The following is a 20,068-nucleotide window of genomic DNA, read 5'->3' as shown; positions in this document are numbered from 1 at the left end:
CTCCTAGTTGTAGAGCGAATCTGCGTAAGACAGCACAGTGAGCAGCTGCCGTTCAGTGGGGGTCGTGGGAGCCGCGTGCAAGGCGATGTTGTAAGTACGTTCCGGCCGGGCCTGGTGGTGTGGCTGTGTGCGGAACAGCTGCTCGCCTCTCGCTGATCGAGGCGGCGAGCTGGGGCGCGCGGCCGTCGTCAGCGCGGGCATCGTCAGGGTTGGCCAGGAGTCTTCGACGGACGACGCCATAGCCCGCGTCGCGTCGGCTACCAGGCTCATGGAACCCCGGATGCCGAGGGCCAGGCCCTCACCCACACCTTCACCCACGCGCTTCATGGCCAACGAAGGCGAATTCTGCTGAAGAATCATTCGCGCGATGCCTTCGATGTTCGCAACCGAATCACGCCACCACTGCATGAACCGATCCCATTGGCCGCGCATGCCATCCCACAAACCTTGGACGATGTCCCATCCCACTTTTGCCCAATCGGGCATAAGAGACCTGACAAGGGCCAGGATTGCTGGTCCCCAGTTTTGAATCCAAGTGGAGATCTCTTCGAATTTACGAACGACGGAATCCTTGACGCTCTGCATAGTGCCGGTAAATCCGGCAATGAGATCGCTCCACCATTTACGGAGGTCGAATCCCCATTGGTCTAGGGTGTCGCCAACATCGTCTTTGAATTCGTACCACGTGTTGGCGGCTTTCTTGGCCACGTCCCGAAGGGATACGCCAAAGATTTTCTTAAAGTCGTCTTCAATGCCTTTGATGCCTTCGGACATTTGCTTACTGCCGTCCTCGACATCGCCGGAAAGATACTTAAATCCACCGGAGAAGAGATCCAGCTCATTTTTTGCGACCTGAAGGGTGTTCGGCCAGTCGTCCGGCATCATCAGATCCAAGGCTTCGCCGACCAAGGTGATAATGGGAGCCAGGACATCTAGGGCGTCAGAGAACGCCTTGATGAGCCCAATGATTCCCTCGCCCTCATCGCCCGCCAAGGCTTTAGCGACCTTCACAATTGCGGGTAGAAGATCCTCGCGAACGCTTCTGATGATCGTCGCAAAATCAACATTGTCACCGAGATCCTTGAAATCGACGACAATATCTTTAATGAGGCCCCCAAGCTCCTCCATGGCGGCGCGGCCCTTTTCGAACCAGTCGCGGAGGGTCTGCCGGCCCTCGGTCGATTCAATCCAGTCGGCGAACTCTTTAACGTTATCGCCAATGAGCCCTAGTAGCTTCTCGCCAGGCGGGTAAGCCTCATCAAAAGCGACAATGAGAATCCGGCCGATGTCGCCAGCAATCCCGCTAATGCGCTCTAAGGTGTCGCCGACGCGGCCAAAGAAATCGGTGAGCTTCCCGCTATCGTCAGCTTGCTGAACCATTTCCGAAACGCGATTGATGATACGTGTTACCAATCCGGCCATTCGCTCTAGGAACGGCCCGGACCTTTCGACCATACGGCCGACAGCATCGCCGATTTCATCGGCAGAGCCCGCCAAGATCTGGAAAATCCGGTTATTCGAATCCATGATCCGGCCAATGCGGTTCTTCTCCTCATCCGTATTGAGCCAGTCGATAACGTCACCGGCGAAATTGCCGAAGATCCGCCCCGTGTCGGTGAGCTTTCCGCCGAAGAGGTCAAGAAGCCCATCGGACTTTTCCAGGGCCGCCTGTAGAGGCGGGTAGAAAGCATCCTGAACAGACCATTGGATCTCGCGGATCTTCGGTAGGAATTCGCGATCCAGGTAGAGCACGAACTCTCTTGCGGCGGGGCTTAGCTTTCTGAGGGCAACTTCGGCGTTGTACGCCTGCGTGTTTTCCTTCTCGGACGCCTTGGCGACGTCCTCAATGGCTTCCCTCAAGGCGCGCTGCGCATCGGCGATATCGCGGGCACCCTTCTTCCTGGCGTCCGCTAGGGCCTTCTCGGCGTCAAGCACATCGCGGGCACCATCCCGGCGGGCGTCCTGTAGGTCTTTCTCGGCCCGCGCGATCTGCTTAACCCCGTCTTCGCGGGAATCCTGCAAATCCTTTTCGGCCTTGGCGACCCGCTTAGCGCCTTCAATGGCTGCATCGTTCGCGGCCCGTTCCGCGGCTTCGACCTGCTTCGCGCCGTCGATGCGGGCATCACTCAAACCTTTTTCGGCATCGGCGATTTGTTTTGCGCCTTGCTTTCGGGCGTCCGTTAGAGCGCCCTCGGCATCGGTCACCGACCGAACTGCATCGCGCCGGGCGTCCGCTAGGGCCTTCTCGGCGTCCGCGATACTTTCCGCTGAATCCCGGCGGGCGTCGGCTAGCCGCTGCTCGGCCTCGATCTGCTTTTCGATCGCCTTCTGAATGGCGTCCTTGGCATCCGTGACTTCCTTGGAGCCTTCGATGCCGTCGCGGTCGGCCTTCTCTTGTTGCTGCCGGAGGTCCTCATTCTTCTCACGGATCTCGTCTAGCTTCTGAACGGCTTGACGATACGCCAAATCCGCCTCATGCAAATCGCGGGGCGTGGCGTCAGGATCGTTAGTGAGATTGCGTAGCCGCTCGGCTGCCTTCTCGACAGCAATAGCGGCGGCTTCCTCGTCAAGCTGCCCGCCGGAAAGCGCAAGCTTCAGATCCTCAATGCGCTCCCGGGCTGTCGCCCTGGCCGCGTTGAGCGCATCCTGTGCCGTCGTGACGTCATCGAGGGTGCGCGCATAGTCAGCCTCGGCATCGGTCACCCTCCGGGCGCCGTCGGCACGCGCACGGGTGAGGCGCTCCTCTGCGGCGGCAACCCTCTCGGCTGCGTCCTCCCGTGCGCGGGTGAGGCGGTCTTCTGCGTCGGTGATGCGCTCTGCGCTGGCCTCGGCCACCTCGACGAGGCGGGCCTGGGCGTCCGCGATGCGGTCGGCGACGGCCGCTTGTACGTCAGCTAGGCGGGCCTGGCTCTCCGCTATGCGGGTAGCTGCGTCGGCCTGCGCTTCGGCTAGCCGGTCCTCGGCGTCGGTGATGCGGTCTGCTGCGTCCGCTGTCACGTCGACGAGGCGGGCCTGGGCGTCCGCGATGCGGTCGGCGCTGGACTCGACGGCCCTTTGTAGGCGCTCCTCTGCGTCTGCGATGCGGGCTGCCGTCTGCTCCTGGGCGTCCGCCAGGGAGCGCCTGGAGGCCTGTACGCGACGGTTGGCCGCCTCCATGGCATCCGCCATCGCTTGGGAGTTGCGCCCCCCCTTGTCCTGGTCGGCCTGGAGGGCGGTAAGTGCCTCGGAGACGCCAGCGAAGGCGAGGCCCAGTGTTGCGCCGCCTTGGATGATGGCACCGAAAACGGCCGGGACGGCAGCGAGAGCCCCCGCAGCGTAAGCGGCCTGACCGCCCAGCACGGCGAAGCCGCTAGCCAGGGAAGAGACGGCAGACGCGACAGGCGACAGCAGGTAACCGACCGTGGCAATAGCGGTCGGTAGGCCCACCACTAGGCGGGCGATTCCGAAACGGACCGTCGTATCGATCGCGTCGCTTAGCGCGCTTCCGAAAGAGCGGCCGACCCGTTCGCCGGTTCGAGCAAGGGTGATGCCGTTGTCTCTCGCGAAGCCCTCGAAAAGCCTCGCAACATCCGACATGCCTTTTTCGGTGGCCTCGCGAAAACCCTCACGGACAACCTTTTGGGTGTCGAAGACTCCCCGGTTGAATTTGTCCATCGACCGCAGAGAGTTCCCGGACATCTGCTCAATGGCCGGAGCGATCTTCGAAAACTCAGTCCGAATGGATTCCGTGTGCGGCTTGAGCGCCCGCGTCGCATTTTCAAGATTCCGAGCCACCGTGTTCCGGTAACGCTCCATGGAGGTCTCAGCCGACGACACCAGGCGATCAGTTTCTGCGATGGTTCGCTTAACCTCAGCCTCGATATCGTCGTTCGCCTTCTTGACCGCGTTCGACTCGCGCTGAATGGTGCGGGAGACGCGGTTCTGAAGGGTTTCCAATTCCGTGATCCCGGACCTAATGGCCGTAACTTCGCGGTCAGAATAGGCCTCGATGTCTTCGACCATGTCGCGGTAAGCGTTCGAGACGACGCCTAGATTTTTCTCGACATCCCACGAGCGCTCGGGAGTCAAACCGGCCTTGATGGCGACGTCCACCTCACGCATAAGACGCTTAATGGTTGCCGTGGCGGCCTGGAAGCCTTTGGAGAGGCCATCGCCGGACTGTTGTCCGGCCTGAACGGCGGCGACTGTGACGCCGCTGAAAGTGGCGGTCACAGTGTCTTTGTCGAGGCGGACTGCAACCTTCACCGTCAGGTCTTTGACCTTCTGGTTCAGGGTGCTTTGCACCTCTTCTTGCCAAGCCTTCGTGATCCCAACAATCTTGGGCGCGACGTTGAACTTGCGTTCCGTGATGCCCTTAAGTTGGGTGTCGATTTTGGTTTTGAGTGTGTCGAAACCGACTAGTTCAGGCCGGATCTCCACATAGCCGGAACCCACCTTGGTGCCCTCAGGCAATTAGCCTCCCCTCACGGCACGGCCAGCCCCGCAAGCACGCCGTGAATTTCGTGAGCGGATGCAAAAGATTGAGCGACTTCCTTCTCCGAAGGCGCGACGTACCCGGGGCGCGGATACGGGTCGGGGAAAGGATTGTTGGTCCCCTCGGATTTATTGATCTCCACGAGGAGCCAGTTAGTGACCTCGATACGGTCGATCGCGTCAGCGATCAAGTAGTCTGTGTTGCTCCACAATGCCACGTCGCCCAGAAGGGCAACGGCGAGAGCGGATCGGCCGTGCATTTGTAGTAGCCGGTTGATGACGACCAGGAGGCGACGGAGAGACACCCGCCCCCGGTAGAAGTCCAAGAGATCTACCGTGGGGAAGTGCATCAAAAGGTCAGCCTCTAAAGCCTCCTCGTGTCGGACCAAGACACGGGCGGCAAGGATCAGTTTCCCGAATCACCAGCGCTAACGGCCTCGGCAATCATGTTCAAGAGGTCTCCAGCTTCGCGGATGGTCGGATTGGTGCGGCGGAGCTGACCGTATTGGGCGGGGCCGAGCATGCCCTGTAGGGAGGTGGCGAGCTTGCCCATGTCCAAGGCCTCCATTGTTTCGAAACCCCACTCGACGGGGCTCAAAGGGACGCTGAACACGAGGTCCTTATAAGGGACGTCTACCTTCTGGGGGATGCCGTCAGGGTTGCCGCTAGACGCTTCGCCTCGGACGGTGCTTTTGGTGCTAGTCATACGGGAAACCTTTCGTCATAAATCATAAATCAGGCAGGGCCGACGGCCGCGTTGGTCAGAAGCCAACCCAGCTTTCCGCCTGCGTCCAACGCAGAAAGCGTGACGCCCAACTGCTGGTTCGTGGTCCGAACCAGCTTCAAGCCGTCCCGGGCCGAAACGGTCGCCCGCGGAATGACCAAACGGTTCTTAACTGAGGCGTCGGACCATTCAACGATCATGGCGGTTTCAACCATGGTCGGGCTGGAATCCAGGTCGAGCCGGAAAACGCCTTCAACAGGCGCCGGCGTCGCTGCACCGTCCATTGCCTGGGCGAACGCAGCACCGAAATAAAGTTCAGCGGTCTCGCGGTCGAACTGCTGAAGGACGAACTTCAGACTGAACGCTGCCGACGTAACGACGTACGTGATCGGCACCGCGCTTTGCCAAGCTTCAATGGGCTGCGTGGTGACGGCCGGAGTCATCTCGACGCCTGCGGGGTCCACGTAGCCGAGCGGCTTCCACGTGTTTGCAAGGGCCGTAGCAACATCAATCGGAGGGGCCGTCGCCACCGGGGCGACGTAGACAGCCCCGTTAGGAGCTAGCCGGATGGAGCTTGCGGAGTTAGCACCCAAAAAGGAGCCTCCTAAGTTTCGTAAACGTACAAAGAAATTCGGTGGATGAACCGCTGCTCTTGGGAATCCTCGTCAGACAGGTCAAACGGCGCATCAAGCTCTGTGACCTCGTCAACAGCGACAGGCGGGAACGTCAGACCGGGAAGAACCTCTAGGAGGTACTCGCGGGCTGCGAACGCCTGATTGGAAGCGGCTTCTTTGGAAGCCGCGTAGTGATTGAGGGTGAAGGTGAAGCGGTCCAGGCGGTTTTGGACTACACGCCTGCCGCCAGGCTCTAAGACGACCTCGACCGCCCGATCTCCTGGGCGGTGCCCCTTCAAATCCGAGCCGACCAGCACGCCGTCAAGAACGGGTAGTGAACGCAGGCGGGCCACCAGGAAGGGGATGGGGTTGATATTCAGTTAGTCCTCCTTGTGCGCGTTCAACGCCCGCGTGAGGACGTACTTTCCGGGATGTTTGATTTCGTCGCGCCATTCGGTCCAGCCGAACTCAATGACCATCGCGTGACGCTCAGCGAGGACGTAGGCGGTCCACCCGGTGACGCGGTCATGCTGTAGCTCGGTGCTGATGTTCGACCGGTACTTGTTCCGGTACTCCGGTCGAGTGGCCGGAGCTGTCCGAACCGCTGTTTGAGTGATGCGAGCCGCGGAGCGTTCAAGCAGCTGCGCCGTCACAGGGCCATGGGTCGCGATGCCTCTGATGGCCTCGATGTCGAGGTGATCGAGGCCGCTAGGCATCTATGCGCCTGGCCGTGATCCTCATGTAAGAAGCTGTCCGGCCGCGCCAGGTGATCGGAGGTCCTTGAACCTCGTACCAAGCTCCTGAGATGCGAACCCGGTCGGTGTGCTTCACGTCGGCCGGGCGCACATAGACGTTCACCGTCACCTCGTACGCCTCACGGTCGGGGTCGTTCGCCTCGGTAGAGGAGGACGGAAGAACGATCGCGGGGACGGAAGCGATGCGCCTGGGGGAGTCCCACGACCGGTGTGACCCGAACGCGTCCGTCACCAGCTCGGCGCGGAAAACGTCGACGACGTCGTTAAACTGCATCTGGCACCCACCCCCCGGCGTGAACCGAAGCAGCGCGGGTCTTGTACTTCCGGAGCACAGCTTTCGCGTCAGACGACAAGCCGAAGCGGAACACTGCGTAACGAGTGCCGATCTCCCCAATGTCCTCAGACAAAATGCCTGGGTTCGAGTTCATGAAGCGGATCACCTCATGGGCGCAAACCGCTTTCACTTCCGGTGGAACCGTGGTGAAGTCGCGCGGATACTGCGACTGGATGAGAGCGGTAACGTCCTCGATCAGAGCCGTGACGCGGGTTTCCTCATCGCCTTCGAGGGAGCGCCCTAGTCTGGCCGAAACATCATCGACTGTTGCCAGCATGGCACCTCCTTAAAGAGCTTCAAGAAAACCGATCACGGAATGATCTTGCCGATTGCTAGATGCTCCGGTCGCATGACCTGTCCGCCGAAAACGTAAAGACCCCTCACGGCGTCCGCGAAGAATTTCTCAGGCCGGTAGTACTCGACCTCAACCAGCTGTTCGGCGAAAGTCGTAGCAATCTGGTGGCCCGCCACAAGGTGCACATCGGTCGGCATCGCATTGCACACGGCAACCTCGAAACCGAGGATTCGGCCGACGACACCGTTCTTGATCGGGGCGTCGCTGGCGTACTGGGATGCGTCGACGAACCGTGAATCCTGAAGGAGCAGGCCGTGAAGGTCGGGAGTGATGACCATGAATCGGCCACGCCTCGGCGTGTTCGTCTTGTCGAGCTGCACCTTCACCTGAACGATCTGCTTATACAAAGCGTCGACGGTGCCAGTCAGGTCAACATCAATCAGCCGGTTACCAGAAGGAACCGCATCCACAAGCTTCTGCGCGATATAGGAGTCCGCGGCCTCCGCCAATTTGCGGCCGGCGCGCTGAACGCCGTGGTCCATGTACTGGCCGCCGATCTGGCTTTGAACCCTGGTAATGTCCTCAACCCGGAAACGGAAGGCCTTCGCCTTCTCAATTTCGAAGGTCAAGCTCGCACCGGTGTTCTCCGCAGGGTCACCGGCGAAACCAACGGTCGGGTCGTAGTCCTGCGTGGTGGGATCAGTCACGGTCGGAATCCGAACCGTATCGCCCATGGCCTGAATTTCACCTTCATAATCGCGGTTAACGATCAGAGGAGAGCCGAGAACAAGCTCAGCTTCTAGGGCCATGAAAATGCCCGAGATCCAAACCTCGGGCACGAACCGCGCTGCACGCGCGGCAGTATTAAAAATAGTCGCCATCTAAGGGCGTGTCTCCTTACGTGGTGCCGCCCAGAAGGTTGTCTAGTCGCCCTTCTTCGCGGGCTTTCCAAATCTCTGCGGGGCTCATGCTCTTTAGGTCGTCGCGGCTCAACTGGCCAGTCCCGGCGGCGCGCTGGCCGATGCCGAGGTCATTCGCGGGGGCGAAGCTTTGCCTAGCCGGAAGAGACGAAATGAATGCTTCAATGGCGGCCGAATCAGGCTTGCCGTCAGAGGCGAATTTGCCGAGGTTCAAGGACTCCATGACGGCGTCCGGAATCTCTCGGCCTTCCTTGGCGGCCTTACGAATCAAGGCGGCCTCTACGCGGTCGTGTAGCGCCTCGGTCAGCCCTTCGGCCCTGCCCTCTTCGCGGGCGGCCGTGATGGCCTTTTCGGCTTCCGACATGGAAGCCTGCTGAAGGTCGTCCCTTTCCTTAGAGACGGTCTTCCAGTTCTTTTCGTCGCCCATGCCGGGATCGGTCACGTCCTCGTTCTCGGAAGTCGGAGAAGTGTTCTGGTCATCGCTCAATTCGTGTCACCTAATCCATGTCGGAGCCAGTGAGAGCCATGGCGGCATCACTTGGCGGTGGTGGTGTTCTTCGGATTTTTGTTCGCAGGGTTGTTCGGCTGCCCCTGCGGGGCAGAGGGCGGCATCGTCTTCAAAGCGATTTCCGCCTTGCGTTCCGCGAGTTTGTAGTCTTCCTCGCGAAGCTCGGGGAAGCGCTCGATTTGCTGAGGCGTGTATCCGACGTCTTGCCAAAGCTGTTGGCGGGGAACGTCAAGCCCCTGAGCGAGCTTCACGGCGGAATCGATCAAAGCGGACTGGTTCCGGTACTGCGGGTCAGCCCAAATGATTTCCGAATCGAAAGCCTCGGCCCGCTTATCGCCCTTTACCTTGAAAGCAAGCCTCAGCACTTGCTCCCAGGCTTCGCCGAAGTACAGCATCCGTTCACGGCTTTTGGAAACGAGGCCGGCCTCTGCTGAAGTGATCGCTTCACCTGAAGGTGGCTGGCCGCCCCTGCCGATCAGGAAGTAATGGAAAGGGATTCGGCTGATCGCAGCCAACGAAGCCACGTAGGCGTCAATCAATCTGACGTAGTTCCCGAGGTCCGCGGCGGCGAATTGCCCAAACGTGGTGTTCGGGTCTTCACTGAGAAGAAGCCGGTCGATCGCAATCTTGAACGGGGACTTCGGATTGCCGTCCTCGTCTTCCTCAATCTCCATACCGGCGATGTAGCGCTGGGGGAACGCCGCATACTCGGACGCGACGAGCGCATCAGCAGCAATCTTGGAGATGGCGTCGGCTAGGGGAACGATGGGTTCCAGCTCGCTGAAGGGGTCCGGCCGGAGGCGGGTGCGGTTGTAGAGGGGCACTACAGGCACGACCCCCAAGGGGTTGTCGTGGTGTATCGCGTCCGTCCACGTAAGTCGGGGGTTCCCCGTGCTAGGCGTGGCCGTCGATGTCCACACGGCCTCAGGAGTCCACAGGGTCGCGTACTGCACCCCCCAGTCGTCTTGGTACCTCTTAAGGGCTGCGTCGACGACGCGGCGAGAACCGGCCTTGTAATGGACGTACACCTCAGTAGCGGACTCAGGCGTAATCGTGGGTTCGCCGTCATCGTCGGCCCATACGGTCGCGTACGCGGACCCGAGGGCCAGTGCGTCGATATGGCTTGCGTTGGAGTCGCTGTCCATGTTGTTGCGCTGCCAGATCTGCCACGCCTCTTTATCGGCCTCCGGCTCCTCCGTCATGCGGAAGCCCTCGATACGGAGGCGCTCACTGATGGAGTCGATGATCAACGGGCAGAAGTTGACTTGCCATCCGCTGAACATGTCGCCGAACGCCTCGCGAAAGCGCACTTGGGCGAACTCAAGATTCGTGTTCTTGCTGTCGTAGTAATTGGCGTACTTCTGCGCCTTCGACTTCTGCCCAGAAAGTTTCGAGTCTAGGAACGAAATCCACTCGTTTGGGGTCTTAGGGGGCGCACCTGTGCTTAGTGGTATGAGGGGTTTTCCTTTGAGCTAGAATCCGTAGACTTTGGCCCCTCTCTTCCGTAGGCGGCCATCAGCGATGGCGTCACCGCGAGCCTCATAGGCCAGAATCGCGGCGACCGCTGCGTCAATCTTTTTCCTGGAACGCGGAGCTTCCTTGCGAATCAAGGTGCCCGCTCGCACGAGCCGCTTTCGAGCGTTCAATACGTGGCGGGCAATCGTCCCATTGCCATCGTGCTTCAGCTGGCCGGTAACTGTGGCGGTGTGGAAACGTTCGATGGCCTGGCTCATGCGGGTGTCCTTGTTCGTCCAGAACTCAAACACCTTTTTGTCGCCATGCTCGGCAGCCCAACGGCCGACAATGTCTTGCCAAAAAGCGGGGTCGGCGTAAACCCACTCGACCCTGTACGTTTTGAACGCCTCGGCTAGTGTGGCATCTACTTCGAGAACGTCAACTTCCCAGTCGTCATCAGTTTCAGGCTTCTCCCAGATGCCGAGAAGGAAGAGTTTCCCGTCGCGCAAGCGGCAGCCCACCAAGGAAGTCGCGTCGTCTCGGATGGAGCCGTCGAAACCGATTGCGATCTGATCCTTCGGCCGGATCGGATCGTTAACGTCTTTGCAGGCGTCCCAAGCGGCTTTATCCATCCACTGGTCCGAGCCTGAAACCACTTGGTTAAGGAAGTACCGGCGGGCGTCCGCTTCTTCCGTGGCCGGGTTCCGAATCTCCTTGATGATCCGGTTGATGTCCATGACGGAGGCAAACGAGCCGTACACATGAATGAGGGCTTCCTTCAGGGCCTTGTCGTCCCGGAGGTTCACCCAGGGGCCTTCGCGGTGATCCATCAGAAGGCCTGAACCGTCAATTAAACCTTCCGCGGCTTGCTTGAAATGCTCGTGCGTCTTCTCGGCAACCGAGTCTTGCCCAGGCGCATACATCGTCGATGTTTCCAGAGACCACGGTTCAGCAGCTTTGCGTTTAACCAGATTCCTTCGAACCGTTTTGTAAGTGTTCTTCAGTTCGGCGGTAACCCACAGGTGGGACTCGTCGTAGACGACGAACGTTTCCTTGCCCCCATCTTTCGAGGCGGCCGTTGCCGTGGATGGGGTGATTTCCCCACCGTCCGGAAGGATGATGCGAGTCAATCCCGCGTCAATCCCCGGGATCGCGGCCAAAGGGCCGTGTTCAAAGTTGTATTTGACGACGTCGTAAACGTTGCCGGCCTGGTTCTCCTCGGTAGCCATGATCCGGATATAGGGAACCCGAACAGGTCCCCCAACCGGTTCGCTGAATTCATCCCAATGGGAGAAACGGGCAGGGCCGAGAGCCTCGGCGCACGCGATGAAACCGGCGAGTTCGCTTTTGGCTCTGCCCTTCGGGCGGCTCAAAAAGGCTTGGTCGACTCGGCGCTTCCCGTGACGGTCGATCTCGTATGCGTCCACAATGAAACGGGCAAACTCGACATCTCGCCAACCGGCCTCGTTCGGCGTCAGAAGGTGGACGGGGTCGCCCTGGACGTCTCCAGGTCCGTGAACGCACCATTCTTCTATCCAGAGACAGAGATCCCACCCGAGGGAGATTCCAGGCGGCTTCCATGTGCCGTCCTCCAGGTACGGCAATCAGCCCCCTTGAAGTTGTAGTTGCTCCCCGCCGTGGACTCGAACCACGATCACCGGATTCAAAGCCCGGGGTCCTGCCGTTAGACGAACGGGGAAAGTTTTCGCCTCCGGCGGGGCCTTGTGGCCGGTCTATCCGGCCGCCAGAAAGTAGCCCCCGAGGGGCTCGAACCCTCACTGGAACCCTTTTGAGGGGTCTGCCTCTGCCAATTGGGCTAGAGGGCCTGGAAGCCGGGGGAAGGGCGAACCTTCAAGCGCGGCTGTTCGTCCCCCTGCCGGGGATCGAACCCGGTAGTACCTGAGTCACAGACAGGCGCCTCACCATTTGGCTTCAAGAGGTATCGCGTACCGATCCAGGGATTCGAACCCTGAACGCGCGGCTTCTAAGGCCGCCGCCTCTACCGTTGGGCTAGATCGGCAAGACACTGCCCTTGCACGGCCGTCCGGTGGCCACCCGGTACAGCAAGGGACCGGGATCAGCGCCCGGATTTACCAGTGTCGGCGTGCACCCCCCAGGACTCGAACCTGAAACCCACCGGTTAAAAGCCGGTTGCTCTGCCCATTGAGCTACGGATGCAAAACCCCACCGCAAGGGGTGGGGTGGTCTTCGTGGCGGGAACGGGAGTCGAACCCGTGATTCCGGGTTATGAGCCCGGCGTGATGACCATTTCACCATCCCGCGTTGCCGGGGGAGTCCCCGAAGGTGTTCAGGTGTTCAAGTGGCCGGCTGGTTGAACGGATGGGTTCAGACGTCAAACCGCCCGTAAGGGACGTGTTCTCGCGCCGTCCTGACGTACTCGACCCGCCTCGCGGGGATCGTCACCACGACGGCCGGTAGGTCAACCCACTCGTCGTCAACGGCCGCTTCGGCGATCGTCGCGTCAAGGCGCCTGTCGTTGATCCACACCTCCCAGTCGCCGTCAAGGTTCTGGATCGTCACGACCTCGGCCAGCTCGCTCATGCCGCCTCGCTCAAGTCTCGAAACCCCTTCCGGCCTCGTAGAGAAGTCACGGAAGCAATCGGCCTGTCGTCTTCGTCGTCGGGGGCGAACTGGAGGCGTAGGCGCTGCCTGTCCTCCGGGGTTGCGCCCAGCTTGCCGACGCGTAGCCGTAGCTCGCCTGCAACCGTCAGATTGCCCCCATAGAAGGCGTCGGCAATGTAGGCCGTCTCGACCAGGAACGCCCAGTCGGTCACAGTGAACATGTGGGCCTGCGGGCTCCTGATCCAGGTGTCCCACCAAGTCAGCGTTGCCGGTAGCCAATCCCCGGCGGGGAGATCAGGCACCGGGCCGTCATACGGCTTGTCGGGGACGATGGTTGCCTTGGCGTCTATGCGCCTAGCCGTGTCCCTTGCCCTCTGGTGCGTTGCCCTAGGCGGTGCTCCTCTGCCTGCCACGGTAAGTCTCCTGTCGAGTCTTGAGATCACTGCATGGCTGGCATAAGACCTGTAGGTTCCCCAACTCCCATGACCCTCCGCCTGCGACGGAGACAATGTGATCGACGATGTTTGATTGCTTCGCGCCGCAAATGCGGCATGTGTATTTGTCTCTCAGGCGCACTTTGAGGCGCCTGGTGTTCCAGTCCGTTGGGCGATTCCGGTTCCGTGGACTCCCCTCCCAGGGGAGGGGCTTATGGGCCTCACAGTAGCCTGATGGGCTGGTTTTTACTTTCAGGCAGCCCCGACGGGCGCAGATCGCTTTAGCTCTTGGCGTCGGAGCCTCCAAGGCGACGGATGATTTAAGTATTTAAGTACTATGTATAGGGGAGCGAAGCTCCCCGTAAGCTGAGCATCGTTCTATGTTCAATGGGGGCCGGAGGCCCCGTGAAGAACTGCTTGTAACAGCTTTTGTGTCTGGCAGCCCGGCGGGCTGCGCTCGCTTCGCTCGCTGTAGTGGAAGAGGCTCATGGGTTAGCCTGTGTCCCGTTTTCTGTCCCAAGATCAACATCTCCTCCCCGAGACCGGTTCGTCACCCTACGTGTCATGTTGTTACGAAGTGCCAACATGGCGTAGCCTCTGCGCCATGAAGGCAACGAGCACCATGGAAAGCCTGTTCAGGGCGGTAGCGAATGCGTCGGAGTGGGCGGCCAAGACGGGCACGCTGAGCAGGGTCCGGCTTGACTGTTGGTCGCAGAGGGTCACGGTTCTTGCTACGGACTCGGTCGCCATGTGCCTCACCAGTGCTCCGGCGGAGACGACGGAGGCTAGGCACACCTGGCTAGAGATCACCAGGCCTGATCTGGAGGCCCTCACGAAAGCCGTGAAGCCAGGGGCGACAAAGGAATCCAAGGAGGCGCAAGTCTCGCTGAACTTCGTTCCCGAAGAGGGGCTTCACGTCCAAACCGGGACGGATGATTTTACCTTCAAAGACATCTACAGGGAGGGCGAAGCGGACCCCCTAGGGGGGCTCATGGGCTACTTCACGGAGTGGCGCACAGAGCAGGTCTCCTACCCAATGGGAGTCATGCTCTCGGCCACCTACCTTGCGCGACTCAATCGGATGCGCAAGGAGGCCCCCGATATAGGGGCACACATCATCGTGCCCGATCCTGCCGAGCCTGTATTAATTAAGCTCGGTAGGTACACGAGGGTTGTGATCCAACCCATTGACCCTGTCAGGCATGTAAAAGCATTCGGTGGAGGAGTTCTTTGGGACTGACCTTTACGGCAGACGACCTTAGGGAGGTCTGCCCGGCGATCATCGTGCAGACGCTATGGGCTGAGATCGCCAGACTGGCCGCAGAGTGCGAGGCGCTGCGGGAAGATAACCGGCGCCTCGCAGGGGGCGCACTCATGGACGTCCCGGCGGTCGCCCGGTACATCGGCATGGAAGATCGGTGGGTCACCCGTGACGGCCCAACGTACGGGTTGCCGATCTTCAAGGTCGGCAAGTACTACAAGGCCCGACGAAGTGACCTAGACGCCTGGCTGGACGCACTCAGAGCGGGCCAGACGGCCCAGCCGGTCGCGGCATGACAAGAGCCCCCAGGACATTCCTGGGGGCTCTCTTGTAGCCCTGCTAGCGCCCGGCTTGCGTAGCGCTCTGGCTGCGCTCGCACCGCGCGGCGGCGGCCTGCTCTAGGAGCTCCTGGCGCACACGCTGTTGCTCGGCCGTCGCGGCGTTGCCCTGCCGGGGGCCGCGTGCTTGCGCTTCTGCCTGTGTTCGCAGCACCACGGTTTTCATGCTCCAGTCGCGGAAGGACTCCACAAAGGCCGGATCAACAGTCCCCGCTAGGGCGTCGTTGATCCTGTCGGCCAGGTCATCGGGGTAGATCATGTGAAAGTCGGGGGCCTTCATGGTCCCCCCGCAGTACAGACGGATGCCTGTATCCCGGAGTATCTGCCCGCGTTCCGCCCAATCTCGCGCACGAAGCCATTGTTCACGGAAGGTCTCCCCTGTGCCGTTCTCCTCCCACCGGTCGGGCCTGGAGGGGGCCGCCTCTAGCTCCGATAGTCGCTCGCTGTGCTGGTTGATCTTCTCGATAATGTTCAGCGCCGCCATGCTGCCCGGCTTCATGTAGGCAAGGTTGCCGTTCAGGTTTTCGATGGCCTCTCTTTCGATGTTGATTTCAGACTGGTAGTCAACGCCAGGAATGAAGGTCTTCACAGTGATCTCCATGTCTCCCACCGCGTGCAGGTAGGAGGACTCGATGTAGGATTTCAAGAAGGCCTTTGGCCAGCTCACGACGTGTTCGCACTCTTCTTGGCGGCTTCTGGAGGAGCAAAGGTAGTAGTCGTAATGGGTGAGTCCGGCCTTCGTCTGCTTTCGCGTTCCCCCGGAAGACAGGCGGCGGGTGCACTTACAGAAGACGACGCCCACGAGGTCGGTACGGCCTTGGGTTTCCTTGCTGGAGTTTTCGCCGCGAGCATTGAGAACCCGTTGGAGCGCTTGGAACTCGGAGGGGGTGAGGACGCCTTCCGCCCACTGAACAGGCTCACCATCGCGCATGCGCACCTTGCCTTTGTGCACGGCGTAGCCCATGAGGGACGGCTTACGGAGCATGGTGGACAAGGGGGAGCTCTGCCACCGACTTCCCTTGACTTCCGTTTTTGCGTATTCTCGCTCCAATAGTGCGTTGGTGTGGCGCTGGTGATCCATCGGGGTCATGATTCCGCGAGCATTCCAGTCCTTGCAGATGGCCCCAAGGGAGTGCTTCTTGTTGACGAGCCGATCGTAAGCCTCTCGCACAAGGGGGGCGGTTACGGGGTCGAGGACAAGGCGCCAGCGTTTGCGTCCGTTGAATTCGATCCGCTGGGACCTGTACCCGTAGGGCCAAATTCCGCCGGGCCATAGGTCTACTTCGCGGAAGTAGTCGACCTGGCCGCTTCTCTTCTTCTTTACTGACTCCCGGTATTTTGCGGCTTGGCTGGCTTTGATTCCGGCGATCATACGCCCTTCGATAGTGGTTAGATCAAGACTTGGGTCGTCAAGAACAATTACGCTTTTATTGTTCTTCATGAGCCAGGTGACGAATTCCCACCAATGCATGTCGTCGCGCGTGATGCGGTCCTGTTCGGTGACCATGAGCACTTCCCATTCACGCAGGAGGGGTGCCTTCATCCACTTGCCTAGGCTCTTGCGGTCTACCAGGTTGACCGCGCCGGATACGGTGGCGTCCTCCACCCATCCGGCGATGACGTGCCCGCCGGACTGGATTTCTGCCAGCAGGGCGGCCCCCTGCCTCTCTAGTGCGCTGCTGGTCTCGGTGTCGCGGGAAATGCGCTTTACCGGGAGGACGCGTGCCATTGATGAGCCTTCCTTGTCCTGCTTGCATCGGGTTACGAAGTGCCACCTACGGACACGCTTCTTACGAAGTGCCATGGGTGGGCGGTGGCCTGCGGGGGCGTTCCTTACGAAGTGCCACAAGGCTAGGGCATGGTTTGCATCAGCTCAAGCTCGACCAGACGATCGTGGGAACGGCGCTACCCCGGATCGTCCAGGAACTCGGCGGCGCAGGCCTGTACACCTGGGTCGTGACCGCCTACCTGCTGACCTCGACGATCACCGTCCCCCTGTACGGCAGGCTGTCGGACACCTACGGCCGCAAGCCCCTGCTGCTGACCGGGGTCACGCTCTTCCTGGTCGGTTCCGCGCTGTGCGGCGCGGCGCAGGACATGGGCCAGCTCATCGCCTTCCGCGCCCTGCAGGGACTGGGGGCAGGGGCGCTGCTGCCGCTGTCCCTCGCACTGGTCGCCGACCTGTTCCCGCCCGGCAGGAGCGGCCGGGTGCAGGGCGCCCTGGGCGGGGTGATGGCGTTGAGCTACATCGCCGGGCCCTTCCTCGGCGGACTGTTCACCGACCAGGCGAGCTGGCGCTGGGCCTTCCTGGTCAACCTGCCCATCGGCGTCGCCCTCATCGCGATCATCGTCGCCAGGCTGCCGCACACCGCCGGGCAGGGACGGGGCACCCGTCCCGACTACCTCGGCATCGCCGTCTTCAGCGTGGCGATCAGCGTGCTGCTCATCGGCCTGACCGAGAAGGGGATCGACGGGCACACCTGGACCAGCGCTCCCGTGCTGTGGCCCGTCCTGGGCTCCGTCGCGCTGCTGGCGCTGTTCGTCCTCGTCGAGAGCCGGGCCCAGGCGCCGATCATCCCGCTCGAACTGTTCCGCGTCCGCACCTACGCCCTGGCCAACGTCGCCTCCTTCTTCACCGCGTTCTGCCTGTACGCCGGGGTGGTCTTCCTGCCGCGCTACTTCCAGGAGTCCGTCGGCCTGAGCGCGACCGAGTCAGGCCTGCGCATCTACCCGCTCATGCTCGGGATGGTCGTGGGCAGCGCGGGCACCGGCCTGCTCATCACCAGGAGCACGCGTTACCGGCCGTGGCTGATCTGCGGGGCGTTCCTCATCGCGGCCGGGGCCCTGCTGTGCTCCGGGATCACCGCCGGGACCTCGGGTGTCCTGCTCGCCGGATGGATGGCGCTGCTCGGTCTCGGCATGGGGCCGATGCTGTCCGGCCTGACCGTCGCGGTGCAGTTCGCGGTGCCGCCCAGGTTCATCGGCACCGCGAGCGCCAACCTGACCTTCTTCCGGCAGATCGGCGGCTCGGTCGCCCTGGCCCTGGCCGGAACGCTCTACGCCTCCGTCGTCAGGCAGGAGGCGCCCCTGCGCGGACTGAGCGCGGCGCACGCGGCGGCGACCGCGAACGTCGTCCCCTGGCTCGCCGTCAGCGGGGCCGCCGTGGCGCTGATCGCCCTGATCGCGCTGCCCTCCGGCCGGATCAAGGTACTCGCCGCGAGGTCGGCGACCGTCGACGGGTAACATCCGAACGTCGCAATTCATCCTACGAGTGGGGGAAGGTCATGGCCCAGACTCCCGTAAAGGTCACCGTCACCGGCGCCGCCGGTCAGATCGGCTACGCGCTGCTGTTCCGCATCGCGTCGGGCCAGTTGCTGGGCGCCGACGTCCCGGTCAAGCTGAGCCTGCTGGAGATCCCGCAGGCGGTCAAGGCCGCCGAGGGCACCGCGATGGAGCTCGACGACTGCGCCTTCCCGCTGCTGAGCGGCATCGAGGTCACCGACGACGCCAACAAGGCCTTCGACGGCGCCAGCGTCGCCCTGCTGGTCGGCGCCCGCCCCCGTACGGCGGGCATGGAGCGCGGCGACCTGCTGCAGGCCAACGGCGGCATCTTCGGCCCGCAGGGCAAGGCCATCAACGACAACGCGGCCGACGACATCCGTGTCCTGGTCGTGGGCAACCCGGCCAACACCAACGCCCTCATCGCCCAGCAGCACGCCCCCGACGTCCCGGCCGAGCGCTTCACCGCGATGACCCGCCTCGACCACAACCGCGCGCTGTCCCAGCTCGCCGCCAAGCTCCAGGTCCCGGTCACCGAGATCAAGAAGATGACCATCTGGGGCAACCACTCCGCCACGCAGTACCCCGACCTCTATCACGCCGAGGTCGGTGGCAAGATCGCCGCCGAGCAGGTGGACGAGGCCTGGCTGCGCGACACCTTCATCCCGACCGTCGCCAAGCGCGGCGCCGCGATCATCGAGGCCCGGGGCGCCTCCTCGGCGGCCTCCGCCGCCAACGCCGCGATCGACCACGTCTACGACTGGGTCAACGGCTCCGAGTGGACCTCCGCCGCCATCCCCTCCGACGGCTCCTACGGCGTGCCCGAGGGCCTCATCTCCTCCTTCCCCGTCATCTCCCGTGACGGCAGGTGGGAGATCGTCCAGGGTCTGGAGATCGACGCCTTCTCCCGCGAGCGCATCGACGCCTCGGTGCGTGAGCTTGAGGAGGAGCGCGCCGCCGTACGCGAGCTCGGTCTCATCTGATCCGAGCGGTCGCGTTCCGCACGCGAGAGGGGGTCCCGGTCTGCCGGGGCCCCCTCTCGCGTCTCCCCGGGTGAACCGGTTCAGGTCTCCAGAGCGTCGGCGGGCGGCGTGTCAGCATGCCCCGGGAGGGTGTCTCGCGTTGAATGACCACTGACGTTCGGGGGATCGGTGTTCACAGCGTATGGTGCGGGGCGTTTTGTCGCCGCAGTTGTAGGTTTTGCCCTTTTCACGGCTTTCGTAATGCCGGGGGCGGCTCAGGCGGAGAACAGGGGAGAAAGACCCGGTGGAGCGGACCTTTCGGTACGGATCCACGCCCTACCGGGAGTGGCGCAACCAGGGCAACCACTGTCCTACCGGGTGGAGGTGCACAACGCGGGCCCGGAGGACGCGGTGCTTCCCCTCCTCGTCGTACGGCTACCGCACGGCGTGGACGTCCTCAGCGTCAACGTCGCCGAATGCGTGCCGGGCAGGACGACCAACGAGGTGATCTGCCCCTCCCAGCAGGACGTCCTGGCCGGGACCGACGGCGGGGTGACCATCAGCGGCATCGTCAGGACCGGCGCGCACGGCCCGCTGACCGCCACCGCCGCCCTCACCTCCGAGGTGGTCGACGCCGACGAGACGAACAACTCGGCCCGGCTCACCACCCAGGTCGACGAGGGCGCCGACCTGGCCGTACGGCTGGCGCGCAAGACCCGGCAGGGCCGCCTGGTGACGATGGACGCCGTGGTCCACAACCGGGGTCCCAGAACCGTCAGGGACGCCTCCGTCTTCCTGCGCACCGTCAAGGCGCGCTTCCTGTCGGCCGAGGGGGCGCGCTGCCACGCGTACGCGGGCTACGTCGGCTGCGCGCTGGGCGCGGTCGGCTCGGGCAGCCGGATCAACCTCAGACTCGCCTTCCGCGCCAGAAGAACGGCCCCCAAGGCCAGGGCGACGGTCTACTCCTCCCACGTGGGAGACCGCCGCCCGGCGAACAACATGGCGCGCATTAGGTTGTGATCCTTTGCTCCGCCTTCGGCGTCGCGGGGCTTGGGCGCGTCGGTGCTTTCCCTCGTCGTTCGTCCGCTTCGCTCCCTCACTCCTCAGTCCAAGCACCGACGCGCCCAAGCCGG

General features: G+C 62.1%; 21 protein-coding genes and 6 tRNA genes. 5 read left to right on the top strand and 22 right to left on the bottom strand.

Translation table 11 applies throughout. The features are described 5' to 3' along the window. Positions 1-3: 3 nt before the first annotated feature. From ABZ470_RS31725 to ABZ470_RS31625, 21 genes are all read right to left on the bottom strand, one after another. Positions 4-4,452 carry a hypothetical protein gene (locus ABZ470_RS31725; protein ID WP_362916027.1) on the bottom strand — a complete coding sequence of 1,483 codons (4,449 nt, stop codon included), beginning with the start codon at positions 4,450-4,452 and terminating at the stop codon, positions 4-6. Positions 4,453-4,463: 11 nt separating this feature from the next. Further along, positions 4,464-4,799 carry a hypothetical protein gene (locus ABZ470_RS31720; RefSeq protein ID WP_362916025.1) on the bottom strand — a complete coding sequence of 112 codons (336 nt, stop codon included), beginning with the start codon at positions 4,797-4,799 and terminating at the stop codon, positions 4,464-4,466. 80 nt (positions 4,800-4,879) lie between these two features. Continuing rightward, on the bottom strand, positions 4,880-5,026 hold the full coding sequence (locus ABZ470_RS31715; protein ID WP_362916023.1) for a hypothetical protein: 147 nt from the start codon (positions 5,024-5,026) through the stop codon (positions 4,880-4,882). Between the two features lie 182 nt (positions 5,027-5,208). Continuing rightward, positions 5,209-5,640: a hypothetical protein gene (locus ABZ470_RS31710; protein ID WP_362916021.1), complete on the bottom strand. Its 432-nt coding sequence runs from the start codon at positions 5,638-5,640 to the stop codon at positions 5,209-5,211. 161 nt (positions 5,641-5,801) lie between these two features. Next, positions 5,802-6,164 (bottom strand): hypothetical protein, encoded by a 363-nt coding sequence (locus tag ABZ470_RS31705; RefSeq protein WP_362916019.1) that lies wholly within the window; start codon positions 6,162-6,164, stop codon positions 5,802-5,804. 27 nt (positions 6,165-6,191) lie between these two features. Next, complete coding sequence (locus ABZ470_RS31700) at positions 6,192-6,527, bottom strand: hypothetical protein (RefSeq protein ID WP_362916017.1); 336 nt, start codon at positions 6,525-6,527, stop codon at positions 6,192-6,194. Beyond that, positions 6,520-6,840, bottom strand: a complete 321-nt coding sequence (locus ABZ470_RS31695; RefSeq protein WP_362916015.1) for a head-tail adaptor protein — start codon at positions 6,838-6,840, stop codon at positions 6,520-6,522. The genes ABZ470_RS31700 and ABZ470_RS31695 overlap by 8 nt, the downstream gene beginning before the upstream one ends. Further along, entirely contained in the window at positions 6,830-7,177 is a 348-nt protein-coding gene (locus ABZ470_RS31690; protein WP_362916013.1) for a hypothetical protein, read from the bottom strand. The genes ABZ470_RS31695 and ABZ470_RS31690 overlap by 11 nt, the downstream gene beginning before the upstream one ends. 32 nt (positions 7,178-7,209) lie before the next feature. Beyond that, a complete protein-coding gene (locus ABZ470_RS31685; protein WP_362916011.1) occupies positions 7,210-8,076 on the bottom strand; it encodes a N4-gp56 family major capsid protein in 867 nt (288 codons plus the stop codon). A gap of 16 nt (positions 8,077-8,092) precedes the next feature. Further along, the gene (locus ABZ470_RS31680) at positions 8,093-8,602 is read right to left on the bottom strand and encodes a hypothetical protein (RefSeq protein ID WP_362916009.1); all 510 of its coding nucleotides are present in this window, start codon (positions 8,600-8,602) and stop codon (positions 8,093-8,095) included. A gap of 47 nt (positions 8,603-8,649) precedes the next feature. Continuing rightward, complete coding sequence (locus ABZ470_RS31675; RefSeq protein ID WP_362916347.1) at positions 8,650-10,032, bottom strand: phage portal protein; 1,383 nt, start codon at positions 10,030-10,032, stop codon at positions 8,650-8,652. A 63-nt stretch (positions 10,033-10,095) separates the two neighbouring features. After that, on the bottom strand, positions 10,096-11,682 hold the full coding sequence (locus tag ABZ470_RS31670; protein ID WP_362916007.1) for a terminase TerL endonuclease subunit: 1,587 nt from the start codon (positions 11,680-11,682) through the stop codon (positions 10,096-10,098). A gap of 24 nt (positions 11,683-11,706) precedes the next feature. Then, a tRNA-Gln gene (locus tag ABZ470_RS31665) sits at positions 11,707-11,777 on the bottom strand. Positions 11,778-11,830: 53 nt separating this feature from the next. Beyond that, positions 11,831-11,904: transfer RNA gene (locus ABZ470_RS31660), tRNA-Leu, on the bottom strand. Positions 11,905-11,946: 42 nt separating this feature from the next. Next, a tRNA-His gene (locus ABZ470_RS31655) sits at positions 11,947-12,018 on the bottom strand. A 7-nt stretch (positions 12,019-12,025) separates the two neighbouring features. Then, a tRNA-Leu gene (locus tag ABZ470_RS31650) sits at positions 12,026-12,098 on the bottom strand. An 85-nt stretch (positions 12,099-12,183) separates the two neighbouring features. Continuing rightward, positions 12,184-12,256: transfer RNA gene (locus ABZ470_RS31645), tRNA-Lys, on the bottom strand. A gap of 33 nt (positions 12,257-12,289) precedes the next feature. Continuing rightward, positions 12,290-12,361: transfer RNA gene (locus ABZ470_RS31640), tRNA-Met, on the bottom strand. Between the two features lie 63 nt (positions 12,362-12,424). After that, a complete protein-coding gene (locus ABZ470_RS31635) occupies positions 12,425-12,640 on the bottom strand; it encodes a hypothetical protein (protein WP_362916005.1) in 216 nt (71 codons plus the stop codon). Further along, the gene (locus ABZ470_RS31630; protein WP_362916003.1) at positions 12,637-13,074 is read right to left on the bottom strand and encodes a hypothetical protein; all 438 of its coding nucleotides are present in this window, start codon (positions 13,072-13,074) and stop codon (positions 12,637-12,639) included. Before ABZ470_RS31630 ends, ABZ470_RS31635 begins: the two co-directional genes overlap by 4 nt. Continuing rightward, complete coding sequence (locus tag ABZ470_RS31625; protein WP_362916001.1) at positions 13,049-13,237, bottom strand: HNH endonuclease signature motif containing protein; 189 nt, start codon at positions 13,235-13,237, stop codon at positions 13,049-13,051. The genes ABZ470_RS31630 and ABZ470_RS31625 overlap by 26 nt, the downstream gene beginning before the upstream one ends. Before the next feature lie 462 nt (positions 13,238-13,699). Here ABZ470_RS31625 and ABZ470_RS31620 point away from each other — a divergent pair, with 462 nt between their 5' ends. Together ABZ470_RS31620 and ABZ470_RS31615 are read left to right on the top strand one after the other, a co-directional pair. Continuing rightward, positions 13,700-14,335, top strand: a complete 636-nt coding sequence (locus ABZ470_RS31620; RefSeq protein ID WP_362915999.1) for a hypothetical protein — start codon at positions 13,700-13,702, stop codon at positions 14,333-14,335. Next, a complete protein-coding gene (locus ABZ470_RS31615) occupies positions 14,326-14,652 on the top strand; it encodes a hypothetical protein (RefSeq protein ID WP_362915997.1) in 327 nt (108 codons plus the stop codon). The genes ABZ470_RS31620 and ABZ470_RS31615 overlap by 10 nt, the downstream gene beginning before the upstream one ends. A gap of 43 nt (positions 14,653-14,695) precedes the next feature. Here ABZ470_RS31615 and ABZ470_RS31610 read toward each other — a convergent pair whose 3' ends face one another. Next, the gene (locus ABZ470_RS31610; protein WP_362915995.1) at positions 14,696-16,423 is read right to left on the bottom strand and encodes a recombinase family protein; all 1,728 of its coding nucleotides are present in this window, start codon (positions 16,421-16,423) and stop codon (positions 14,696-14,698) included. Positions 16,424-16,557: 134 nt separating this feature from the next. Between ABZ470_RS31610 and ABZ470_RS31605 the strand changes: the two genes are divergently transcribed. The 3 genes from ABZ470_RS31605 to ABZ470_RS31595 all read left to right on the top strand — a co-directional run bounded on the left by ABZ470_RS31605 (position 16,558) and on the right by ABZ470_RS31595 (position 19,955). Continuing rightward, positions 16,558-17,937, top strand: coding sequence for an MDR family MFS transporter (locus ABZ470_RS31605; RefSeq protein WP_362915993.1), 1,380 nt, complete (start codon positions 16,558-16,560; stop codon positions 17,935-17,937). A 41-nt stretch (positions 17,938-17,978) separates the two neighbouring features. Further along, positions 17,979-18,956, top strand: a complete 978-nt coding sequence (locus ABZ470_RS31600) for a malate dehydrogenase (RefSeq protein ID WP_352010060.1) — start codon at positions 17,979-17,981, stop codon at positions 18,954-18,956. Positions 18,957-19,196: 240 nt separating this feature from the next. Further along, complete coding sequence (locus tag ABZ470_RS31595; RefSeq protein WP_362915991.1) at positions 19,197-19,955, top strand: hypothetical protein; 759 nt, start codon at positions 19,197-19,199, stop codon at positions 19,953-19,955. The last annotated feature ends 113 nt before the right edge of the window (positions 19,956-20,068 follow it).

It is taken from the genome of Streptosporangium sp. NPDC020072, from assembly GCF_040631445.1.
GTDB lineage: Bacteria > Actinomycetota > Actinomycetes > Streptosporangiales > Streptosporangiaceae > Streptosporangium.
This window is presented reverse-complemented; position numbering and strand designations above follow the sequence as displayed.